This is a genomic window from Gordonia sp. PP30, assembly GCF_023100845.1.
GTDB lineage: Bacteria > Actinomycetota > Actinomycetes > Mycobacteriales > Mycobacteriaceae > Gordonia.
This window is the reverse complement of the sequence record NZ_CP095864.1, coordinates 3,611,573-3,632,547: the sequence shown is the minus strand read 5'-3', so window position 1 is coordinate 3,632,547 and position 20,975 is coordinate 3,611,573. Positions and strand designations below refer to the sequence as shown.

Below are 20,975 nucleotides of genomic sequence, written 5' to 3'. Positions count from 1 at the left end.
GTGGTGTCGGTGGCCGGCCTTCGTCTGGTGATCGGGTGTCGAGAACGGCGTTTCGACACGGGTTCGGCTAGCGCCTCACCCGGCTCAACGGGCTGTATTGACTCCACGGGTTGCCTGGACTCCACGGGCTGCCTTGACTCGGCGGGTTTCCGGGACTCGGCGGGTTTCCTGGTGGGCTCGGCGGGCTGTCGGGGGCGTTTCGACACGATCTCGCCTAGCGGCTCGATCGGCTCAACGGGCTGGTGGGCGAGCTCAACCGGCCGCATTGACTCCACGGGCTGCCTGGACTTGGCGGGCTTGGTGGGGCGGCGGAGGGGGTTGCGCATCACTTCCTCCCGAGGGGGGAGCCGTTGCCGTCCCAGTTGAGCAGGTTGACCCGGCGGCGGAGGGTGGCGTCGTCGGCGGCGTGGTCGCTCGACTGGCGCTGCTTCAGGGCCTGGAAGGTCTCGATGGAGACCGGCGTCGCACGACCGCTCGCCTCACCGAAGGGGCCGGACTCGTACATGCCGGGGCCGTCGTCGTAGTCCAGCGAGCAGGCCATCTCCTCCAGCCGGTGGCCCTCCTCCTTGTGGGCGGTGGGGATCACGTAGCGGTCGTCGTACTTGGCGATCGCCATCAGGTGGTACATCGCCGTCATGGACTCCTCGTCCATGCCGACCGACGCCGGGATCAGCGGGTTGGGTTCGCGGCCCAGGGCGACGTCGCGCATGTAGCTGCGCATGGCGGCCAGTTTCTTGAGGACGCCCTCGACGACGGAGGTGTCGCCCGCGGAGAACAACTCGGCGAGATACTCGAGCGGGATGCGGAGCGTGTCGATGGCACCGAACAGGTTGTCGTGGTTCTCGCCGTCGTGCCCCTGCCCGGTGAGCAGGTCGACGATCGGCGACAGCGGCGGCACGTACCAGACCATCGGCATGGTGCGGTATTCCGGGTGCAGCGGCAGCGCCACCCGGTACTTCTTCGCCAGCGCGTAGACCGGCGAACGGCGGGCCGCGTCGATCCAGTCGTCCGGGATCCCACTCCGGCGAGCGTCGGCGATCACCCGGGGATCGGCCGGGTCGAGCATCAGGTCGAGCTGCGCCTCGTACAGGTCCGTCTCCTCGGGCACCGAGGCGGCCGCGGTCACCGCGTCGGCGTCGTACAGGAACAGCCCGAGGTAGCGGAGGCGGCCCACGCAGGTCTCCGAGCACACGGTGGGCTGCCCGACCTCGATGCGCGGATAGCAGAACGTGCACTTCTCGGCCTTGCCGGTGCGGTGGTTGTAGTAGATCTTCTTGTACGGGCAGCCGGTGATGCACTGGCGCCAGCCGCGGCAGCGATCCTGGTCGACCAGCACGATGCCGTCCTCTTCGCGCTTGTAGATCGCACCGGACGGGCACGACGCCATGCACGACGGGTTGAGGCAGTGCTCGCAGATCCGTGGCAGATAGAACATGAAGGTCTGCTCGAACGAGAACTTGATCTTGTCCGAGGCCTCCTGGCGGAGCTTCTGCAGGATCGGGTCGAGTTCCTCGGTCGCCGCGGAACCGCCGAGGTCGTCGTCCCAGTTGGCCGACCAGGTGATCTTCATGTCCTCGCCGGTGATCAGCGACTTGGGCCGGGCGACGGGGATGTCGTCGCCGAGCGGCGCGGAGATGAGGTTCTCGTAGTCGTAGGTCCAGGGCTCGTAGTAGTCCTCGAGGGTGGGCTGGACGGGGCTGGCGAAGATGGTCGCCAGCTTCTGCAAGCGGCCGCCGGTGCGCAGCCGCAGGTGGCCGCGGCGGTTGAGCTTCCAGCCGCCCTTCCACTGCTCCTGATCCTCGTAGCGGCGCGGATAGCCCTGGCCGGGCCGCGTCTCCACGTTGTTGAACCACACGTATTCGGTGCCCGCGCGGTTGGTCCACGCCTGTTTGCAGGTCACCGAACACGTATGACATCCGATGCACTTGTCGAGGTTCATCACCATCGCGACTTGGGCCATGACTCGCATCAGTAGGTCACCTCCTGGCTGCGCTTGCGGATAGTCGAGACGATGTCCCGCTGATTGCCGGTGGGGCCGAGATAGTTGAAGGCGTAGGAGAGCTGGGCGTATCCGCCGATGAGGTGCGACGGCTTCACCAGCAGGCGGGTCACCGAGTTGTGGATGCCGCCGCGTCTGCCGGTGGCCTCCGACTTCGGCACGTCGATGGTCCGCTCCTGCGCGTGGTGCACGTAGGTGACGCCCGCCGGGATGCGGTGGCTGACCACCGCCCGGCCCACGAATACGCCGTTGGCGTTGACGCACTCGATCCAGTCGTTGTCGACGACGCCGATCGCCGCGGCGTCCTCCGGCGCCAGCCATGCCGTCGGCCCACCCCTCGAGAGCGACAGCATGAACAGGTTGTCCTGGTACTCGGAGTGAATCGACCACTTGTTGTGCGGCGTCAGGAACCGGACCGCGATCTCCATCTCGCCGGTCGGGCCGAGCTTGGGTTCGCCGAACAGCCGGTGCATGTCCAGCGGCGGCCGGTAGATCGGCAGCGCCTCGCCGATGTCGAGCATCCAGTCGTGATCGAGGTAGAAGTGCATCCGCCCCGTGAGGGTGTGGAAGGGCTTCTCCCGCTCGATGTTCATGGTGAACGGGGCGTAGCGCCGGCCGCCGGTCTCACTGCCCGACCACTCCGGCGAGGTGATCACCGGCTGCGGGCTGTCCTGTGTGTCGGCGAAGGTGATCCGCTTCTCTTCCGAGCCCGCCGCGAGGTCGACGAAGGTCTTGCCGGTGGTCCGCTCCAGCTTCTCGAAGCCGTCGACGGCCAGTTCGCCGTTGGTGGTGCCGGAGAACATCAGGATGGCCTCGGCGAGTTTGGCGTCGGTGTCGATCGCCGGCCGCCCATCGACGACGGATCCGCCGCGGGATCCGTTCGGCCCGCTCGCTGCGCTCCCGGTGCCGAGCATCACGCCGTTCTTGGCGGCGAGCTTTCCGGTCTGCGAGGCGATGTCGAAGGTGACGTTCTTGACCGTGAACCCCAGCTTGTCGGCGAGCGGACCCACCGAGGCGAGCTTGTCGGCGATCGCCGTGTAGTCGCGTTCGACGACGACGTACTGCGGCAGATTCTTCCCGGGCACGCCCGGGGAGTCGCCGCCGAGCCAGTCGTCGACGATGCCGTGCGGATTCGCGGTCTCCCCCGGGGTGTCGTGCTGGTTGGGGGTGGCGACGATGTCCCGCACGGTGCCCAGGTGCTTGCGCGCCTGCTTCGACAGCTCCGCGGCCAGCGCGTGAAACAGGTCGAAGTCGCTCTTGGCCTCCCACGGCGGATCGATCGCCGGGCTGAACGCGTGCACGAACGGATGCATGTCCGTCGAGCTCAGGTCGTACTTCTCGTACCAGGTCGCGGCCGGGAGCACGATGTCGCTCATCAGCGTGGTCGACGTCATCCGGAAATCCGCCGACAGCAGCAGGTCGAGCTTGCCCTCGGGGGCCTCGTCGCGCCAGCGGACCTCATTCGGATGCGGGGTGTCCGGGTGCTCGGTGCCGAGCACGTTGTGCTGGGTGCCGAGCAGATGCCGGAGGAAGTACTCGTCGCCCTTGGCGCTGGAACCGAGCAGGTTGGAGCGCCACAGCACCAGCGTGCGGGGCCAGTTCTCTTCCGCGTCGACGTCGTCGATCGCCGGGGTCAGTCCGCCGTCGTGCAGTTTCTGCGCGACATACGCGCCGGGGCTGGCGGCCTCGCCGGCCTCCACGGCCGCCGCCGCGGCGTCGGCCACCTGCAGCGGATTGGTGGAGAACTGCGGGTAGAACGGCATCCAGCCGAGCCGCGCGGACTGGGCGATCGCGTCGGCGGTGTGCGGATGATCCAGCACGCCCTTGCTGAGCGGAGACGCCAGCGCCGTCGTCGAGTAGCCGTCGTTGCGCCACTGATCGGTGTGCATGTACCAGTACGACGTCCCCGGCTGCGTCCGCGGCGGCCGGCTCCAGTCCAGGGCGTTGGCCAGGGAGATCCAGCCGGTGATCGGGCGGCACTTCTCCTGCCCGACGTAGTGCGCCCAGCCGCCGCCGTTGCGGCCCATGCTGCCGGTCAGATTGAGCAGCGCGAGGATCGCGCGGTAGGTGACGTCGCCGTGGAACCACTGGCAGATGCCCGCGCCCATGATGATCATCGAACGGCCGCCGGACTCCTCGGCGTTGGTGGCGAACTCGCGGGCGACGCGGATCGCGGCCGCGGCGGGGACCGAGGTGATCTCCTCCTGCCACGCCGGGGTGTAGGGCGTGGACGCGTCGTCGTACCCGGCCGCCCAGTCGCCGGGCAGGCCGTCGCGGCCCACGCCGTACTGGGCGAGCATCAGGTCGTACACGGTGGTGACCAGCCGGTCGCCGATCCGGCGTGCGGGCACGCCGCGGGTCAGCACGGTGCCGCTGCCGTCGGGGGCGTCGAACGCGGGAAGGCTGATCGTCTCCGGGGTGGCCTCGGCGTCGTCGTACAGGCTCAGCCGCGGGACGACGCCCTCCAGGTCGAGGTTCCATCGCCCCTGGCCGGACTCGGCGTAGCGGAAGCCCATCGAGCCGTTGGGGACGACGACGTCGCCGGTGGCGTCGTCGAGGAAGACCGGCTTCCACGCGTCCTCGGCCGCCTCGCCGCCGAGCTGCTCGGCGGTGAGGAACTTGCCGGGGACCAGTGTGGGGGCGCCGTCGTGGTCCTGCTCGTCGAGCTCGATGAGGAAGGGCAGGTCGGTGAACTTGCCGACGTACTCGGTGAAGAACGGCACCTGCCGGTCGACGAAGTACTCCTTCAGGAGCACGTGGCCCATGGACATCGCGAGCGCGGCGTCGGTGCCGGCCTGCGCGGGCAGCCATTCGTCGGCGAACTTGGTGTTGTCGGCGAAATCGGGCGAGACGGTGACCACCTTGGTGCCGCGGTAGCGGACCTCGGCCATCCAGTGCGCGTCCGGGGTGCGGGTGACCGGGACGTTGGAGCCCCACATCATCAGGTAGGTTGCGTCCCACCAGTCACCGGATTCGGGGACGTCGGTCTGGTCGCCGAAGACCTGTGGGCTGGCCACCGGCAGGTCGGCGTACCAGTCGTAGAACGACGTCATCACGCCGCCGATCAGCTGGATGAACCGGGTGCCGACGCAGTGGCTGACCATCGACATGGCCGGGATGGGCGAGAAGCCCGCACAGCGGTCGGGGCCGTAGGTCTTGATGGTGTGCACGTGCGCCGCGGCCGCCATCTCGACGGCCTCGGACCAGGTCACCCGGATCAGGCCGCCCTTGCCGCGGGCGCGCTGGTAGGCGCGGCGCCGCAGCGGGTCGCCGGTGAGGTCGGCCCAGGCCTCGACCGGGTCGAGCCCTTTCGCCCTGGCCTGGCGGTACATCTCCACGAGGACGCCGCGCGCGTATGGATGACGCACCCGCGTCGGGGAGTAGGTGTACCAGGAGAAGGCCGCGCCGCGGGGGCAGCCGCGGGGCTCGTACTCGGGGCGGTCCGGGCCGACGCTCGGGTAGTCGGTCTCCTGCGTCTCCCAGGTGATGATGCCGTCCTTGACGTACACCTTCCACGAGCACGACCCCGTGCAGTTCACCCCGTGCGTGGAGCGGACGATCTTGTCGTGACTCCAGCGGTCGCGGTAGAAGACATCGCCCGCGCGCCCGCCCTCGCGGAAGACCGCGCGCTTATCGTCCGTCTCGTCCCACTTCGTGAAAAACTTGCCGATGTCGAGGAGTGCCTGCGCCGCTTCGCCCTGGGTTCTCGGTGTGCCGACCATGGTGTCAACCGTAAGGTAATTCCGAGCACTTCGGCTCATTTAAAGTATTTAGTCCCTGATTGAACGGAGTGGTTCATGTCCGGTTCGCTCGGTCGTCTCGTGACGGCGTGGCGGGGTCTGCGCTTGGATCACTTCACGTTCGTGATGGCGACGGGGATCGTGTCCACCGCGCTGCACAACACCGGCGCCGAACTGCTGTCGCTGATCGTGCTGTGGATCGCGATCGCCGGGTACGCGGTGCTGGTCAGCGGGGTGGTGGCCGGCGCGGCGGCAGCGGGCATCGGCGAACTCGGCGAGCAGGTGGTGTCCCGGCGGTGCGGGACACTCGCGTTCGTCGCCGCCGGCGGGGTGCTCGCCGCGCGGTTCGCCGCGATGGGACTTGCGACCCTGACACTGGTGGTGATCGTCGTCTCGGCGATCACCTGGGCGGCGCTGCAATACGGTGTGCTCGGCACGGTGGTGGGGCAGGCGAGTCGTCGCCGGGGCGGCCGCGGCGCGCCGGGGTTGTCGATGTTCGACGGCACCTGGTTCCTGGTGGTGGTCTCCACGCAGGCGCTCGCGGTTTCGCTGGGTGCCTGGTCCAAGGCCGCCGGATCGGACATCGGGGCCACGCTGGCGGTGCTCGCGTGGGGTCTGGGGATCCTGCAACTGGCGGTGATCGCACCGCTCGTCGCGGCGCGGCTGCTGCTGGTCGGTGTGCGGCGAGACGACGAGGTGGCGCCCTACTGGGTCTTTCTCGGCTCGGGGGCGATCTCGATTCTGGGCGCCGCGGAGGTGCTGGGCACCGCGGAGGAGCAGATCGTGATGCCGCGCCCGGTGGTCGGCGGCATCGCGATGGCGCTGTGGGCGTTCGTGACCTGGATGCTGATCCCGACCATCGCGCTCATGCTGTGGCAGCACTCGCGGACCGGCGCGATCCGCGGCTACCGGCCCGCGCTCTGGGCCATGGTGTTCCCGATCGGCATGTACGGCGAGTCGACGCGCCAACTCGGGTACATCCGCGGCACGTCGTGGCTCGACACGATCGGCACCTGGGAGTCGTGGGTGGCGCTGGCCGTGTGGCTCTGCGTGGCCGCGCTCCTGGTGGGCGCGCTGGCCCGGATCGTGACCGGGCGGCGCCCGGCTGAGACACGACGGAGCCTCGAGCCGAGTGACGGGTGAGCAGGTCCGTCGTCGGTGACCGCCATGTGACCACCTGTCCCGGGGTTTCTCGCTCGTGTCTGGGGCGGGTCGGGAGGTCCGGGGGTGGTGTTCGGATGGTGGTCACGGGTGACGGGACTCCTGCGGCTGGGCGTCGCGCGCGGTGACCGGGGAGCGCCGGGTGGCGCGGCAGAACAACGGCACGATAGCGGGGCACGATCCCCATGTGCACGCGTGAGCCGCTAAGACGCCGTCGTCGTGCGGGCCGCCGTCGATTCTGAGCCCGCGTCGAAGCGCTGTAGACCTGCGCGGGACGGCGCCCGGGATCAGAGCAGGCGGCGGTTGCGGTCGTAGAGCTTGCCGCCGGCGACGAGGAGGCCGTACGAGTTCTTCAGGTACACGGTCCAGTCGGCGGCATAGCCGCGGCCCGGGCCGTAGGCGCCGAAGCTGCCCGACGAGCCGGAGTCGTTGCTGACCAGCAGGCGTTCGCCGTCGGTGCCCAGGACCTTCGGCAGTGTCACGGTGATGTCCTGTCCGCCGCCACCGGAGTAGGCGTCGAACCAGGCCGTGGCGTAGCCGGAGCCCGAACTCGCCGAGGCCGTCGGCGAGGTGTAGGACACGGCCACCGCGGTGCCCACGGCGGCCAGGATGCGACTGGCGTCCGACTCCAGCCGGACGGTCACCGCGGGTCTTCCGGTCGCCGGATCGAAGGTCGCGGTCTGGTTGCTCTTGTCATCGGTGAGGACGGGCAGTCCAGTGGCCGCGGCGGAGGGTTCGTAGTCGACGGGGAGCCAGCCGTCGTCGACGGTCGCGGTCTTGGTGCCCGCGGCGTTGTAGAGGTCGACGCGGTCGGCGTCGTTCACCACCGCGAAGCCGCCGCGGAACGGCATCCAGGTGGTCTGCACGTCCTGCTCGGGGTTGATCGCCTTGGAGGCATTGTGGGTGAAGAGCACCTTGCCGGTCGTGATGTCCCGCAGCGTGAAGACGGCGCCGTCGGTGACGGCGGCCACCGGGGATCCGTCCGGCACGGTGTCGGTGGACGAGGTGCTGTCGTCGGCCGACCAGAGTTTCCGGCCGGTGAGACCGTAGGCGGCGACCGAGTAGTCGCTGCTGATCAGCGCGGTGTCGCCGGTGACGGTGAGCCGGGTGCCGCTGCCCGTGGGCAGTGTGGTCGCCGCGCCGGTGGTGAGGTCGACGATCGCGTAGCCGCCCGAGGAGGAACCGGTCGAGCAGATGATCTTGTTCGCGGTCGCGAGGTTCCGGCAGCCGTAGAGGTCATCGAAGCCGGTGACCCGGACGGTGCGCTGCAGCTTGCCGGTGGCGGCGTCGACCAGGTCGATGGTGGTGCGGTCGGCGTCGCTCTCGGCCATGTACACGGTGGTCTCGGTGCCGCCGATCGCCTGCGGGCTGGAGTAGTCGTTCGCCGAGGGCTTGTAGATCCACAGTGCCTCCTTCGGCTCGGTGGCCAGCGATGCCATGTCCGGGGTCACCGGGTCGCGCTTGAGCTTCTTCGCGTCGGCGGCGACGGTCACCGGCGACGACGCCCCGCCGCCTCCGCCGTGACCGTGGCCGCCGACCGTGGTCGCGACCGCGATCACCGCGCCGACCAGGATCAGCACACCGACCACCGCGCCCACGATCAGCGCGGTCCGATGCTTGCGGGGCTCCCGTCCGGGGATCTGCGGACCGGCGCCGGAGGCCGGGGCGAAGGGCGGATACCCGCCGCCGGCCGGCACGAACGGCGGGTGCTGCCCGGGCGGTACCTGGTGCGGTGCCGCGGGGACCGTGTGCGGGGTCGCGGCGACCGTCGGGGGTGATATGTCGCGGCGGGGCTCGGTGACCGGTGATCCGCCGTGCGCGGGGGCGGCGACGGTGACGTCCAGAGCCGCGGCCAGTGCCTCGGCGAAGGCGCGGCTGGTCGGGAAGCGCTCGGCCGGATTCTTGGCCAGCGCGCGGGCGAAGACGGCGTCGACCGCCGGACTCAGGTCGCCGCGCCTACTGGTGACCGCCGGGACCGGCTGCTGAAGGTGCGCCATGATGATCGACACGGCGTTGCCGCCGCCGAACGGCGGGACCCCGGTGAGCAGGGTGTGCGCGGTGCAGGCCAGCGAGTACTGGTCGGCGCGGGCGTCGAGCGGCAGCGATTGCAACTGCTCGGGGGAGGCGTAGGTGACGGTGCCGATCGTCATGCCGGTGCCGGTGAGTTCGGCGGCCTCGGCGGCGAGGTGCGCGATACCGAAGTCGGTGAGCAGGGCGCGGCCGCGCTTGTCGAGCAGGATGTTGGCGGGCTTCACGTCGCGGTGGACCAGCCCGTGGTCGGCGGCCTCGTCGAGCGCGTCGGCGATCTCGGCGACGATCGCGATGGTCTCGGCGGCCGGGACGGGGCCGCGCGCGATGACACCGGTGAGGTCGGTGCCGTCGACCAGTTCGAGAGCGATCCAGAGGCGGCCGTCGGCCTCGCCGCGGTCGTGCACCTTGACGATGTTGGGGTGGGAGAAACCGGCGACCACATCGGCTTCCCGCTCGAAGCGCCTGCGGAACTGGTCGTCGTGGGCGAGCTGAGCGGCGAGCACTTTGAGGGCGTCGTTGCGGGGCAGTCGTGGATGGCGGGCCACGTAGACCTCGCCCATGCCGCCCGCCCCGAGCAGGCGCTCGACGGTGTATCCGGCGAAGACCTCGCCCGGCTGCAAAGTGCTCATGTGCCACCCCTGTTTCGACCGATCGCAGATCAGCGTAACGGTGGCGCCGGGCGGTCGGTGGTGGCGGGACGCCGGACCGGCGGGTGTTTCCGGCGGGTGACGTTCTGGTTACGCGTATCGGGGCGACCTCGGCAAACGGGCCGAGAGTGGCCGGACGGGCCGCGCGGGGGTGGCACCATCGGGCGCATGCACCTGACACCCGGAGACAGCGAGAAGCTGCTGTTGGCCGTGGCCGGGATGGTCGCGCGCGACCGTCGTGAGCGCGGCGTGCTGCTGAACTACCCGGAGGCGGTCGCGCTGCTCTCGACGTGGGTCATCGAGCGGGCCCGGGAGGGCTTGCCGGTCACCGAACTCATGACAGCGGGCCGCGAGGTGCTGCGCCGCGACGAGGTGATGCCGGGCGTCGCCGAGATGATCGACGACGTCCAGGTGGAGGCCACCTTCCCGGACGGCCGCAAGCTCGTCACCCTGCATCACCCGATCGAGTCGTAGGAGCGCGCATGTCGCTGAACACCGAGGGACCGGGCGCCGTGCGGGTGCGGCCCGGGACGATCGACCTCAACGCCGACCGCACCGACGACGAGCGGCTGATCCTCGTCGTCGTCAACACCGGCGACCGGCCCGTTCAGATCGGTTCCCACCTCCATCTGCCCGACGCCAACACCGCGCTCGACTTCGACCGGGACGCCGCCCGCGGTTTCCGGCTGGACATCCCGTCCGGGACCTCACAGCGTTTCGAGCCGGGGGCGTCGCGGCGTGTCGAGGCGGTCGCCCTGCGCGGCCGGCGGCGGGTGCCGGGTCTGCAACTCGGGAAGACGGAGCGGTAGGACATGCGCATTGACCGCGAACGCTACGCCGCGATCTACGGGCCGACGGCCGGTGACCAGGTACGACTCGCCGACACCGACCTGTGGATCGAGATCGAGCGCGACCTCACCGTGGGCGGCGAGGAGGCCGTGTTCGGCGGCGGCAAGTCGATCCGGGAGTCGATGGCACAGTCGACGACCCCGCGAGAACCCGGCGCCGGGAGCGGAGCGAGCGGGCCGAATGTCACCGGTGCGCTCGACACGGTCATCACCAACGTGGTGATCCTCGACTGGTGGGGCATCGTGCGCGCCGACGTCGGGCTGCGCGACGGCCGGATCGTCGGTATCGGGCGCTCGGGCAACCCGGACATCGCCGACGGCGTCGACCCGGCGCTGATCATCGGACCGTCGACCGACGTGATCGCGGGCGAGGGCAAGATCCTCACCGCGGGCGCGATCGACTCGCACGTGCACCTGCTGTCGCCGTCGCAGTGTCATGAGGCCCTGGCCACCGGCATCACCACGATCATCGGCGGCGGCACCGGGCCGTCGGAGGGCTCCAAGGCGACCACGGTGACGCCGGGCGCCTGGCACCTGACGCAGATGCATCGCGCGCTGGACCGGTTGCCGCTCAACGTGCTGCTGCTCGGCAAGGGCAACACCGTCTCCGCCGAGGGCCTCGCCGAGCAGGCGCTCGCGGGTGCCGCCGGCTACAAGGTGCACGAGGACTGGGGTTCCACGCCCGCCGCGATCGACGCCGCGCTGACCGCCGCGGACGACTGGGGCCTGCAGGTGGCGCTGCACTCGGACTCGCTCAACGAGACCGGCTTCGTGGAGTCGACGGTCGCCGCGATCGACGGCCGCAGCATCCACGCCTTCCACGTGGAGGGTGCCGGCGGCGGGCACGCCCCGGACATCCTGTCTATCGCGTCGCTGCCGCACATCATCCCGGGATCGACCAATCCGACGCTGCCGCACACGGTCAACACCGTCGCCGAGCACCTGGACATGCTGATGGTGTGTCATCACCTGAATCCGTCGGTGCCGGAGGACCTGGCCTTCGCCGAATCGCGTATCCGGGCCACGACGATCGCCGCCGAGGACATCCTGCACGACCTCGGGGCCCTTTCGATCACCTCGTCCGACGCACAGGCGATGGGCCGGATCGGTGAGGTGATCACCCGGACGTGGCAGGTCGCGCACGTGATGAAGGCACGACGCGGCGCGCTCGACGGGCCGAGTCCGGCGGACAATCTGCGCGCCCGGCGGTACGTCGCCAAGTACACGATCAACCCGGCCGTCGCGCACGGCATCGACCACGAGGTCGGCTCGGTCGAGGTCGGCAAGCTGGCCGACCTGACGCTGTGGGAACCCAGGTTCTTCGGGGTGCGGCCGTCGGTGGTGATCAAGGGCGGCGGCCTGGTGTGGGCGGCGCTCGGCGACCCGAACGCGTCGATCCCGACGCCGCAGCCGGTCCTGATGCGGCCCGCCTTCGGCGACGCGATCGGGGCCGATCTGTCCGTGTCCTTCGTGTCGCCGGCCGCGCTCGACGACGGCCTCGCCGGCCGGCTCGGGCTTGCGCGCCGCCTCGCTCCGCTGCGCCCCACCCGCGGCATCGGCAAGAAGGACATGAAGGTCAACGACGCCCTGCCGCGCATCGAGATCGCACCCGACACCTTCGCGATCGCCATCGACGGCGAGCCGGTGACCCCCGCCCCCGCTCAGGAACTCCCGCTCGCCCAGCTCTACTCGATGTTCTGATGACCTTCGCCGCCATGCTGCTCGCCGACGCGCGGCTGCCCACCGGCGGCCACGCGTACTCGTCCGGTGTCGAACCGGCGCTGCGCGGTGGCCTCGCCGCGGAACGGGTGCGGGAGTTGATGCTCGGAAGGGCGGTGACCACGTCGTGTGTGGAGGCGGGGACCGCGGTGGTGGCGCGGCATCTGCTCGTACCCTTCGACACGCCTCCTTCGTCGGCGGCTCAGGGGGCTGAGTCGAGTGTGTCTGGCCTGCTCGCGGTCGAGAAGGCGTGGGCGGCGCGGACTCCGTCGCCCGCGCTCCGTGATGCCTCCCGCGAACTCGCCCGGGGCTACCGCAGGCTGGCGCGGCGGCTGTGGCCCGAGTCGCCCGCGCTGGCGGCGCTCGACCGGTGGTTCCTGAGCGGAGCCGAAGGGCTCGACCGCCCGTGCCGCGCGGTGGTGCTCGGGGCGATGGCCGTCGAACTCGGCCTGTCGCCAGAAGACCTGGTGCGCCTGGTGATCTACGACGAGGCGGCCGGCGCGGCGGCGGCGCTGCTGAAACTCGAACCCCGCGACCCGGCCGAGGTCAGCGGCTGGATCATGGACGCGTGCGCGGCCGCGGAACCGCGCGTCGCCGGCCTCGCCGCACTGACCGAGTCGGCCGCGATCCCCGCGGCCAGTGCTCCGCAATCGGAAGAGTGGGCGCAGGCCCACGCCACATCGGATCGGAGGTTGTTCCGTGCCTGAATCATCTGCGCAGTCAGCTGGGCGCGCATTGCGTCTGGGGGTGGCCGGGCCCGTCGGCACCGGCAAGTCGTCGTTGATTGCGACGGTGTGCCGCTCCCTCGCCGACGACCTGCGGATCGGGGTGATCACCAACGACATCTACACCGACGAGGACGCCCGCTTCCTCAAATCCGCGGGCGTCCTGCACCCCGACCGCATCCGCGCGGTGGAGACCGGGGCCTGCCCGCACACCGCCATCCGCGACGACGTCACGGCCAACCTGATCGCCGTCGAAGACCTCGAGCGCGACTTCGCGCCGCTCGACCTGGTGCTCATCGAATCCGGCGGCGACAACCTCACCGCCACCTTCTCGCCGGCCCTCGTCGACGCGCAGATCTTCGTGCTCGACGTCGCCGGCGGCGGCGACGTCGCCCGCAAGGGCGGCCCCGGCATCGCCCGCGCGGACCTGCTGGTGGTGAACAAGACCGATCTCGCGCCGCACGTCGAGGTCGACGTGGAGCAGATGGTGGCCGACGCGGAGGCGGCCCGCGAGGGCGGGCGGGTGCTCGCGCTGTCCCGGAAGCGACCCGACTCGATCGTGCAGCTGCGGGCCTGGGTCCTCGGCCTGATCGACGCGCATCGCACCGGTGCGCACACACCGATCGACCCCGGGCCGATGGCGCCGCACTTCCACGCCGACGACGACCACCCCGAGGGCGGTTACACCCACACCCATGGCTGACCGCGCGACGCCGTCGCCGACGATCGTCGAGGTGGAGCGGGCGCCGGGCCGGGCTCGCGTCACCATGGCGGCGGGCGCCGGGGCCGTGCTGGTGCCGCGGCTGATCGAGCGCACCGGCGACACCGCGCACCTGGCGCTGATCGCCGGGGGAGCGATGCTGCTCGGCGGCGACCACCTCGACGTGCGGATCGTCGTGGGAACCGGGTGCCTGCTGGAGATCACCGAGGTGGGCGGCACGGTCGCGTACGGCGGCGGTGAACCCGGCCGCCAGGCCGAGCCCTGCTCGTGGACGGTGACGGTCGATCTGGCCGCCGATGCCGCCCTGAGCTGGCCGGGCCGGGAGACCGTCGTCGCCGACGGCGCCGACCTCACCCGGACGCTGACGCTCACCCTGGCGGCCGGGGCGTGCGCGCTGCTGCGTGAGACCACGGTGCTCGGACGCTCCGGCGAACGGGGCGGCCGGGTCCGGCTGCGCACCGCCGTCACCCACGACGAGGCGCCGCTGCTGGTCGAGGACACCGACATCGCCGGAGACGCTCCGGTGCCCGGGATCGTCGGCGACGCTCGTATCATCGACACCGTGCTGCTCGCCGGGCGGCGACCGGCCGCCCTCGCCGGGGCGATGGCCCTGGACGGGCCCGGGGCGCTGGCCCGGCACCTCGGCGCCGACCTGCACGACAGCCCGCTCGGCGCCGTCTGGGACGCCTGGCGCACCGAACTCACCGACGGGAGACCGGCATGAGGCGCGACGAGCGGCGCGACGCGGCATTGCGGCTGTCCGGCTGGCCGGTGGCCGCCGCGGTGATCATCGGGCTGAACCTGCTCGGCTGGGGTCTGCTCCTGCTGGTCGTCGCCCCCGCCGGGGTGCACTACTCGGCCGGCGGCGGTGCGGCGCTGGCCGTCGGGCTCGGCGCCTACGTGCTCGGCATGCGCCACGCCTTCGACGCCGACCACATCGCCGCCATCGACAACACCACCCGGCGGCTCGTCGGCCGCGGACGTCCGGCGTCCACGGTCGGCCTGTGGTTCTCGCTCGGGCACTCGTCGGTGGTGGTGCTGCTGTGCACCGCCCTCGCCGCGGGCATCGGCGCGGCCGCCCGTGCCGTCGCCAGCGACGACTCCGGGGTGCATGCGTTCAGCGGGGTGTGGGGGCCCGCGGTGTCGTCGCTGTTCCTGCTGCTCATCGCCGGTATCAATCTCTGGTCGCTGCGCCGGGCGCGTCGTGCCCGGGCGACCGGCGACGCCGCCGCCCAGGGCGGCCCGATGTGGTGGGTGCTGCGCCGGTTCGAGACGCTGATCGACCGGCCGTCGCGCATGTTCGGCGTCGGCTTCGCGTTCGGGCTCGGCTTCGACACCGCCACCGAGATCGGGCTGCTGGCCCTCGCCGGCACCGCCACCGTCGGGAAGGTGCCGTGGTGGGCGGTGATGACGCTGCCGATCCTGTTCGCTGCGGGGATGTCGCTGCTCGACACGGTGCAGGGCGCCGTCATGCGGCGCGCCTACGCGTGGTCGCCCGGGGCGGCACCGGATCGCCGGGTGATCCCGTACGCGCTGATCATGACGGGCATCTCCGCCCTCGTCGCGATCGCGGTCGCCGTCGTCCAACTGGCCGGGATCGGCGCCGACGCCTTCGGGTGGGGTGGGGTGGTCGCGGCGGTCGGATCCGCCGACCTGGAGACGTTCGGCCTCTGGCTGACCGGGATCCTGCTGTCGCTGTGGGCACTGGTCGCCGCGGCGGTACTGCTGCGGCGCGGCGCCGTCGACCCGGAGAGATGATCGACTCCGAGCGGTAACCTGGCCGCCGCCCGCGAAACACGGCCGAAACTCCGGCGTCGCGGCCGCGGCATGAGGCCTTCCTACATTCGGTGCACCGGGAGTAACCCGGCACGAGTGGGAGGGTCAGATGACCGAACAACTGGTACGCGGGGAGGCGGGATCGTCGCCCGTCGACCTCGCCGAGCGCGAGGCGCTGAAAGAGACGCTCGAGGACTACACGTTGCGGTTCGCGCCGCGCAGCTACCGCAAGTGGAGCGCCGCGGTGGTGGCGACGTCGGCGCTGGGCGGCATCGCCTACCTGGCGGACTTCTCGATCGGTGCGAACATCGGCATCGCGCACGGCACCGGTAACGCGCTGTGGGGCATCCTGCTGTTCGCCGTCGTCATCGTGATCACCGGTATTCCGCTGGCGGTGTACGCGGCGCGCTACAACATCGACCTCGATTTGATCACCCGCGGCAGCGGATTCGGCTACTACGGCTCGGTCGTCACCAACCTGATCTTCGCGTCGTTCACATTCATCTTCTTCGCCCTCGAGGGCTCGATCATGGCGCAGGGCCTGAAGCTCGGCCTCGGCATACCGCTATGGATCGGTTACCTGGTCTCCACACTGATGGTGCTGCCGCTGGTGATCTACGGGATGAAGGCCCTCGCCAAGCTGCAGGTCTGGACCACCCCGCTGTGGCTGATCATGATGGTCGGGCCGTTCGTCTACCTGGTCGCCGCGCACCCCGGGTCGGTCAGCGACTTCTTGAACTTCTCCGGTGTGGACTCCGACGGCCAGCCGCTCGGCAAGGGCGTCAGCTGGGCCGGGATCATGCTGTGCGCCGGTGTCTGCCTGTCGCTGATCGCGCAGATCGCCGAGCAGATCGACTACCTGCGCTTCATGCCGCCCAAGACCCCGGAGAACAACCGCAAGTGGTGGACCGCGGTGCTCGTCGCAGGACCCGGCTGGGTGGTGTTCGGTGCGCTCAAGCAGATCGCCGGCCTGTTCCTGGCGGTATACCTGATCGGGCACGTCGCCGACAGCGTGGGCGTCGCGAACGAGCCGGTGCACCAGTTCGTGATGATCTACGAGGACTTCATGCCGGCCTGGCTGGCGATGACCCTCGCGGTGATCCTGGTGGTGATCTCGCAGATCAAGATCAACGTCACCAACGCCTACTCGGGGTCGCTGGCCTGGACCAACTCGTTCACCCGCGTCACCAAGACCTATCCGGGCCGCCTGGTGTTCGTGGTGGTGAACCTGGCGATCGCGCTGGCGCTGATGGAGGCCGACATGTTCAGCTTCCTGTCGCAGCTGCTCAACTTCTACGCCAACTGCGGTATCGCCTGGATCGTCGTGGTCGCGACCGACATCGTCGTCAACAAGTACCTGCTGAAGATCAGCCCCAAGGCGCCGGAGTTCCGCCGCGGCATGCTGTACGCGGTCAACCCGGTCGGCTTCGTGTCGGTGATCGTCGCCGCCGGGGTGTCGATCATGGTGTTCTTCGGGGTCTTCGGCGACGGCGTGCAGCCGTTCTCCCCGCTGTTCGCCGCCGGCATCGCTGTGATCCTCCCGCCGGCCCTCGCGGTGGCGACCAAGGGCCGCTACTACCTGCGCCGCGGTGACGACGGCATCGATCTGCCGATGTACGACGAGTACGGCAACCCCAGCGACGCCAAGCTGTGGTGCTGCGTGACGCAGACCGAGTTCGAGCGCCCCGACATGCTGGCCTCGGCCCTGCCCGGCCCCGGCGGCGAGAAGCAGTACATCTCGTCGCTGGCCCTGGCGTGCGACCGCTCCGGCGAGCACGTCCTGCCCGCCGACCCGCCCGTGCGCTGATTCCGTGGGAGCCCCGGGGCTGGTGACCCGATACTGGTCACCAGCCCCGGGGTTTGCCCCGGTGCGACGGATGGGAAGTGCCGTCGTCCATGGCGCACGGGTGGGGTGGAAACCAGGCCAGGCCATCTGCGTCAAGAGCGGGCGGGGCAGGTCTTCGAGGTGCAGGGGGCCGGGGTTCCGGGCCAGCCGCCCTGCCGCAGGAGCGCGCCGATCTTGACCGCCGTCGCGCACGCGCTCGTGGTGGCCTGCGCATAGCAGAGCCGGACCGTGCGGCGGCGCGCGCCGACCGCCGCGTCCAGGTCGCGCTCGAAGTCGCGGGTGCGGGCGACGGAGTCGTCGTGCCCGAGGCGGCCGTCGAGCTCGATGATCAGTCCCCATTCGGGGTAGTCGAGATCGCGGAAACCTGGGCGGCCGGTCCCGGTCGGAGCCTGCCGGACGGGTTCGGGCAGGCCGTGGGCGCGCTCGACCCCGGTGAGGTACGCGTGTTCCAGCACCGAGCAGGTGCCTTTCGCGACGTCTCCCAGCACCGACCGGAGGAAGGCGCGGCGCGGCAGAGTCGGCCTCGACTCGAGTGCGGCGAGCAGTTTGTCGGCCCGGGTGAGGCGCGACTGCACCGCGGCGGTGAGGTGCGCGATCGCCGTCGTCTCGTCCGTCGCCTCCGCGGCGAGTTCCAGGTAGGCGTGCTCGACGCGCAGCCGGGGCGGCGCCGCGTCGAGGAGGGCCCGTGCACCGAGCTTGCCCCGGTAGTGCACGACCATGCCGTCGCGTGCAGGGAGGTGGCGGTGATCGGCGACGGCGAGATGGATCGGCGCATCGTCGCGCGCGGCGCCGATCGGTCCGCCCGCCGCGCGGATCGCGCACTCGTGACTGAGCGCCGACGGCGAGGTGGCCAGCGTCGCGGCCCACGCGCGCTGCACCCATGTCAGCGGTCCGTTGTGGGTCACGTACACGCCGTGGTGCCGGGCGGTCCACTCGCCGCGGCGCAACTTCCTGCGCAGGTACGACGCCGGGACTCCGGCCGCCAGCAACTGCGCGCGGGTCGCGACGCCCTCCTGCCGGCCGAGCAGTTCGGCCAGCGCTGTCGCATAGGCCGGCTCGTCCGTGGGCGTCGGATCCAGTGCGGGTTCCGTGGTGACCGTCATGCACCGACCTTGACCGGGCGCATCGTCCGGCGTAACCCCTCACCTGCGTAATCTGTGGACAACCCCGAGACACGCCCCGCCCTGTGGACACCCGGTTGCGCGACCGGCCACGACGTGCCGTTCCCGGTGGCGCACTGTGGCACGTGGGAAGGTCCGCCCACGGTGTCGCCTATCTGGTCCTCACCCACGGACCTCCCCGCCAGACTAGGGAGTCAGGCCAGGGCGTCGTCGAGTGTGTGCGCCGTGACGCGTGAGAAGGTCCGTCGGTCGTGTCGCGTATGTGGTCACCGGCCCCGGGGTTTCGACAGGCTCGATCGGCGAGGGGCACCCGACCGTCGCGGGGGCCGATTTGGTATGACGGCCTCGGGTTTCCTACACTAGAGCGGTTGCCCGGGTGAAGTGTGCCCCCGGGAGCCACAACTTCATACCTTTTCCGGTCCCGGCGAAAAGCCAATGGAACCGGACAAGGTCACCGGGTGAGCGATCGCCCGGGATGAACCTTGCACAACTATCCACTTCGTGGAAGGCCCACCGGCAAGCGCCCCGAGGAATCGGGCACTTCTCGCTGTATGGGAACCGCTACGAGAAAGGTTGACGGTCAACCATGACCATGACTGACCCGATCGCAGACTTTCTGACGCGTCTGCGTAACGCCAATTCGGCGTACCACGACGAGGTGTCGCTGCCCTCGTCGAAGATCAAGGTGAACATCGCCGAGATCCTCAAGCGCGAGGGCTACATCACCGACTACAAGGTCGAGGATGCCGAAGTCGGCAAGAAGCTCACCGTGACCCTGAAGTACGGCCCGAGCCGCGAGCGCAGCATCGCCGGTCTCCGCCGTGTCTCCAAGCCGGGTCTGCGCGTGTACGCAAAGTCCACCAACCTGCCCAAGGTCCTGGGCGGCCTCGGCGTGGCCATCATCTCCACGTCGTCCGGTCTGCTCACCGATCGCCAGGCAGCCAACCAGGGCGTGGGCGGCGAAGTCCTCGCTTACGTCTGGTAGGAGCGAAACAGATGTCGCGTATTGGTAAGAACCCCATCGAAATCCCCGCCGGCGTCGAGGTGAACATCGACGGCCAGGACGTGAAGGTCAAGGGCCCCAAGGGCGAACTGAACCTCAGCGTCACCGAGCCGATCGCTGTCGCCGTCGAAGAGAACGCCATCGTGGTGACCCGGCCGAACGACGAGCGTCGCAACCGCGCGCTCCACGGCCTCAACCGCTCGCTGATCGCCAACCTCGTGGAGGGTGTGACCAAGGGTTACACCACCAAGATGGAGATCTTCGGTGTCGGTTACCGCGTCCAGGCCAAGGGCAAGGACCTCGAGTTCGCCCTCGGCTACAGCCACCCCGTGCCGATCGAGGCGCCGGAGGGCATCACCTTCGCGGTGGAGTCCCCGACCAAGTTCTCGGTCTCGGGTATCGACAAGCAGCAAGTCGGCCAGATCTCGGCGAACATCCGCCGCCTGCGTCGCCCGGACCCGTACAAGGGCAAGGGCATTCGCTACGAGGGTGAGCAGATCCGCCGCAAGGTCGGAAAGACGGGTAAGTAAGACATGAGTGAAGCAACCGTTCGCAAGCCCATCGGCAAGGACGTGTCGACCCGTCGCCGCACCGCGACCAACCGTCGTCACTTCCGCCTGCGCAAGAAGGTCAACGGCACCGCCGAGCGTCCGCGCCTGGCCGTCAAGCGCAGCAGCCGGCACATCCACGTCCAGGTGATCGACGACCTGACCGGCCACACCCTGGCCGCCGCCAGCTCGATCGAGGCCGACGTCCGCGCCGCCGGCGGCGACAAGTCCGCGCAGGCCGCCAAGGTCGGCGAGCTCGTCGCCCAGCGCGCCAAGGCCGCAGGCATCGACACCGTGGTCTTCGACCGCGGTGGCAAGGCCTACCACGGGCGCATCGCCGCCCTGGCCGATGCCGCCCGCGAGGGAGGCCTGGCGTTCTGATGATGAAGACCAACATGACGAAGACCAACGGAGGGGACCTCTGATGCCCGGACGTCAGCGTGACGGCGGAAACGGACCCGCCGGCGCCAACAACAGCAACGACAACCGCGGCGGCGGCGAGCGTCGCGGCCGCGGCGACCGCCGGGACAACCGCGGCGGCCGGGGTGAGCGCGAGGAGCGCAATCACCTCGAGCGCGTGGTGACCATCAACCGCGTGTCGAAGGTGGTCAAGGGTGGCCGCCGCTTCAGCTTCACCGCTCTCGTGGTGGTCGGCGACGGCCAGGGCATGGTCGGTGTCGGCTACGGCAAGGCCAAGGAAGTTCCGGCGGCGATCCAGAAGGGTGTCGAGGAGGCTCGCAAGAGCTTCTTCCGCGTCCCGATGATCGGCGGCACCGTGACCCACCCGGTTCAGGGTGAGGCCGCGGCCGGTGTGGTCATGCTGCGCCCGGCCAGCCCGGGTACCGGTGTGATCGCCGGTGGCGCCGTCCGCGCCGTGCTGGAGTGCGCCGGTGTGACCGACGTCCTCGCCAAGAGCCTGGGCTCGGACAACGCGATCAACGTCGTGCACGCCACCGTCGAGGCCCTCAAGTCGCTGCAGCAGCCCGAAGAGGTCGCTGCCCGACGTGGTCTCCCCGTCGAAGACGTCGCCCCGGCCGGCATGCTGCGCGCTCGCGCCGCTGCCGCCGCCGCGGCGACCGAAGGAGCGTAA

Annotated in this window: 17 protein-coding genes; 13 read left to right on the top strand and 4 right to left on the bottom strand. The window is 70.2% G+C overall.

Annotation, left to right across the window (positions count from 1 at the left end; translation table 11 throughout):
• Positions 1-325: 325 nt before the first annotated feature.
• Together narH and MYK68_RS16990 are read right to left on the bottom strand one after the other, a co-directional pair.
• Positions 326-1,969: a nitrate reductase subunit beta gene (narH, locus tag MYK68_RS16995; protein ID WP_247864931.1), complete on the bottom strand. Its 1,644-nt coding sequence runs from the start codon at positions 1,967-1,969 to the stop codon at positions 326-328.
• On the bottom strand, positions 1,969-5,721 hold the full coding sequence (locus MYK68_RS16990; RefSeq protein ID WP_247864930.1) for a nitrate reductase subunit alpha: 3,753 nt from the start codon (positions 5,719-5,721) through the stop codon (positions 1,969-1,971). The genes narH and MYK68_RS16990 overlap by 1 nt, the downstream gene beginning before the upstream one ends.
• A gap of 75 nt (positions 5,722-5,796) precedes the next feature.
• Between MYK68_RS16990 and MYK68_RS16985 the strand changes: the two genes are divergently transcribed.
• The gene (locus tag MYK68_RS16985) at positions 5,797-6,882 is read left to right on the top strand and encodes a tellurite resistance/C4-dicarboxylate transporter family protein (protein ID WP_247864929.1); all 1,086 of its coding nucleotides are present in this window, start codon (positions 5,797-5,799) and stop codon (positions 6,880-6,882) included.
• Positions 6,883-7,187: 305 nt separating this feature from the next.
• On the opposite strand, the gene MYK68_RS16980 is transcribed toward MYK68_RS16985, so the two are convergent.
• The gene (locus MYK68_RS16980; protein ID WP_247864928.1) at positions 7,188-9,560 is read right to left on the bottom strand and encodes a serine/threonine-protein kinase; all 2,373 of its coding nucleotides are present in this window, start codon (positions 9,558-9,560) and stop codon (positions 7,188-7,190) included.
• Between the two features lie 186 nt (positions 9,561-9,746).
• Between MYK68_RS16980 and MYK68_RS16975 the strand changes: the two genes are divergently transcribed.
• From MYK68_RS16975 to MYK68_RS16940, 8 genes are all read left to right on the top strand, one after another.
• Entirely contained in the window at positions 9,747-10,052 is a 306-nt protein-coding gene (locus tag MYK68_RS16975) for an urease subunit gamma (RefSeq protein ID WP_247864927.1), read from the top strand.
• Between the two features lie 8 nt (positions 10,053-10,060).
• Positions 10,061-10,387, top strand: coding sequence for an urease subunit beta (gene ureB, locus MYK68_RS16970; RefSeq protein ID WP_247864926.1), 327 nt, complete (start codon positions 10,061-10,063; stop codon positions 10,385-10,387).
• Between the two features lie 3 nt (positions 10,388-10,390).
• Positions 10,391-12,127, top strand: coding sequence for an urease subunit alpha (locus tag MYK68_RS16965; RefSeq protein ID WP_247864925.1), 1,737 nt, complete (start codon positions 10,391-10,393; stop codon positions 12,125-12,127).
• Positions 12,127-12,852, top strand: coding sequence for an urease accessory protein UreF (locus MYK68_RS16960; RefSeq protein ID WP_247864924.1), 726 nt, complete (start codon positions 12,127-12,129; stop codon positions 12,850-12,852). The genes MYK68_RS16965 and MYK68_RS16960 overlap by 1 nt, the downstream gene beginning before the upstream one ends.
• A complete protein-coding gene (ureG, locus tag MYK68_RS16955) occupies positions 12,845-13,573 on the top strand; it encodes an urease accessory protein UreG (RefSeq protein WP_247864923.1) in 729 nt (242 codons plus the stop codon). Before MYK68_RS16960 ends, ureG begins: the two co-directional genes overlap by 8 nt.
• Positions 13,566-14,315, top strand: a complete 750-nt coding sequence (locus MYK68_RS16950) for an urease accessory protein UreD (RefSeq protein WP_247864922.1) — start codon at positions 13,566-13,568, stop codon at positions 14,313-14,315. Before ureG ends, MYK68_RS16950 begins: the two co-directional genes overlap by 8 nt.
• Positions 14,312-15,349 (top strand): HoxN/HupN/NixA family nickel/cobalt transporter, encoded by a 1,038-nt coding sequence (locus tag MYK68_RS16945; protein WP_247864921.1) that lies wholly within the window; start codon positions 14,312-14,314, stop codon positions 15,347-15,349. The genes MYK68_RS16950 and MYK68_RS16945 overlap by 4 nt, the downstream gene beginning before the upstream one ends.
• Before the next feature lie 127 nt (positions 15,350-15,476).
• Entirely contained in the window at positions 15,477-17,174 is a 1,698-nt protein-coding gene (locus MYK68_RS16940; RefSeq protein ID WP_247864920.1) for a purine-cytosine permease family protein, read from the top strand.
• 131 nt (positions 17,175-17,305) lie between these two features.
• Here the strand turns inward: MYK68_RS16940 and MYK68_RS16935 are convergent, their stop codons facing one another.
• A complete protein-coding gene (locus MYK68_RS16935) occupies positions 17,306-18,316 on the bottom strand; it encodes a type IV toxin-antitoxin system AbiEi family antitoxin domain-containing protein (protein WP_247864919.1) in 1,011 nt (336 codons plus the stop codon).
• Positions 18,317-18,920: 604 nt separating this feature from the next.
• Here MYK68_RS16935 and rpsH point away from each other — a divergent pair.
• The 4 genes from rpsH to rpsE are packed head-to-tail and all read left to right on the top strand — an operon-like array spanning position 18,921 to position 20,975.
• Positions 18,921-19,319 carry a 30S ribosomal protein S8 gene (rpsH, locus tag MYK68_RS16930; protein ID WP_247864918.1) on the top strand — a complete coding sequence of 133 codons (399 nt, stop codon included), beginning with the start codon at positions 18,921-18,923 and terminating at the stop codon, positions 19,317-19,319.
• A gap of 11 nt (positions 19,320-19,330) precedes the next feature.
• Positions 19,331-19,867 carry a 50S ribosomal protein L6 gene (rplF, locus tag MYK68_RS16925; RefSeq protein ID WP_247864917.1) on the top strand — a complete coding sequence of 179 codons (537 nt, stop codon included), beginning with the start codon at positions 19,331-19,333 and terminating at the stop codon, positions 19,865-19,867.
• 3 nt (positions 19,868-19,870) lie between these two features.
• The gene (rplR, locus tag MYK68_RS16920; RefSeq protein WP_247864916.1) at positions 19,871-20,266 is read left to right on the top strand and encodes a 50S ribosomal protein L18; all 396 of its coding nucleotides are present in this window, start codon (positions 19,871-19,873) and stop codon (positions 20,264-20,266) included.
• Between the two features lie 43 nt (positions 20,267-20,309).
• Entirely contained in the window at positions 20,310-20,975 is a 666-nt protein-coding gene (gene rpsE, locus MYK68_RS16915) for a 30S ribosomal protein S5 (protein WP_247864915.1), read from the top strand.

Coding starts and splice junctions, on each gene's coding strand:
- rplR (WP_247864916.1), top strand. CDS start 19,871: ATGAGTGAAGCAACCGTTCGCAAGCCCATCGGCAAGGACGTGTCGACC.
- MYK68_RS16950 (WP_247864922.1), top strand. CDS start 13,566: ATGGCTGACCGCGCGACGCCGTCGCCGACGATCGTCGAGGTGGAGCGG.
- ureB (WP_247864926.1), top strand. CDS start 10,061: ATGTCGCTGAACACCGAGGGACCGGGCGCCGTGCGGGTGCGGCCCGGG.
- narH (WP_247864931.1), bottom strand. CDS start 1,969: ATGCGAGTCATGGCCCAAGTCGCGATGGTGATGAACCTCGACAAGTGC.
- MYK68_RS16990 (WP_247864930.1), bottom strand. CDS start 5,721: ATGGTCGGCACACCGAGAACCCAGGGCGAAGCGGCGCAGGCACTCCTC.
- MYK68_RS16940 (WP_247864920.1), top strand. CDS start 15,477: ATGACCGAACAACTGGTACGCGGGGAGGCGGGATCGTCGCCCGTCGAC.
- MYK68_RS16945 (WP_247864921.1), top strand. CDS start 14,312: ATGAGGCGCGACGAGCGGCGCGACGCGGCATTGCGGCTGTCCGGCTGG.
- rpsE (WP_247864915.1), top strand. CDS start 20,310: ATGCCCGGACGTCAGCGTGACGGCGGAAACGGACCCGCCGGCGCCAAC.
- MYK68_RS16975 (WP_247864927.1), top strand. CDS start 9,747: ATGCACCTGACACCCGGAGACAGCGAGAAGCTGCTGTTGGCCGTGGCC.
- MYK68_RS16985 (WP_247864929.1), top strand. CDS start 5,797: ATGTCCGGTTCGCTCGGTCGTCTCGTGACGGCGTGGCGGGGTCTGCGC.
- MYK68_RS16935 (WP_247864919.1), bottom strand. CDS start 18,316: ATGACGGTCACCACGGAACCCGCACTGGATCCGACGCCCACGGACGAG.
- rplF (WP_247864917.1), top strand. CDS start 19,331: ATGTCGCGTATTGGTAAGAACCCCATCGAAATCCCCGCCGGCGTCGAG.
- rpsH (WP_247864918.1), top strand. CDS start 18,921: ATGACCATGACTGACCCGATCGCAGACTTTCTGACGCGTCTGCGTAAC.
- MYK68_RS16960 (WP_247864924.1), top strand. CDS start 12,127: ATGACCTTCGCCGCCATGCTGCTCGCCGACGCGCGGCTGCCCACCGGC.
- MYK68_RS16965 (WP_247864925.1), top strand. CDS start 10,391: ATGCGCATTGACCGCGAACGCTACGCCGCGATCTACGGGCCGACGGCC.
- MYK68_RS16980 (WP_247864928.1), bottom strand. CDS start 9,560: ATGAGCACTTTGCAGCCGGGCGAGGTCTTCGCCGGATACACCGTCGAG.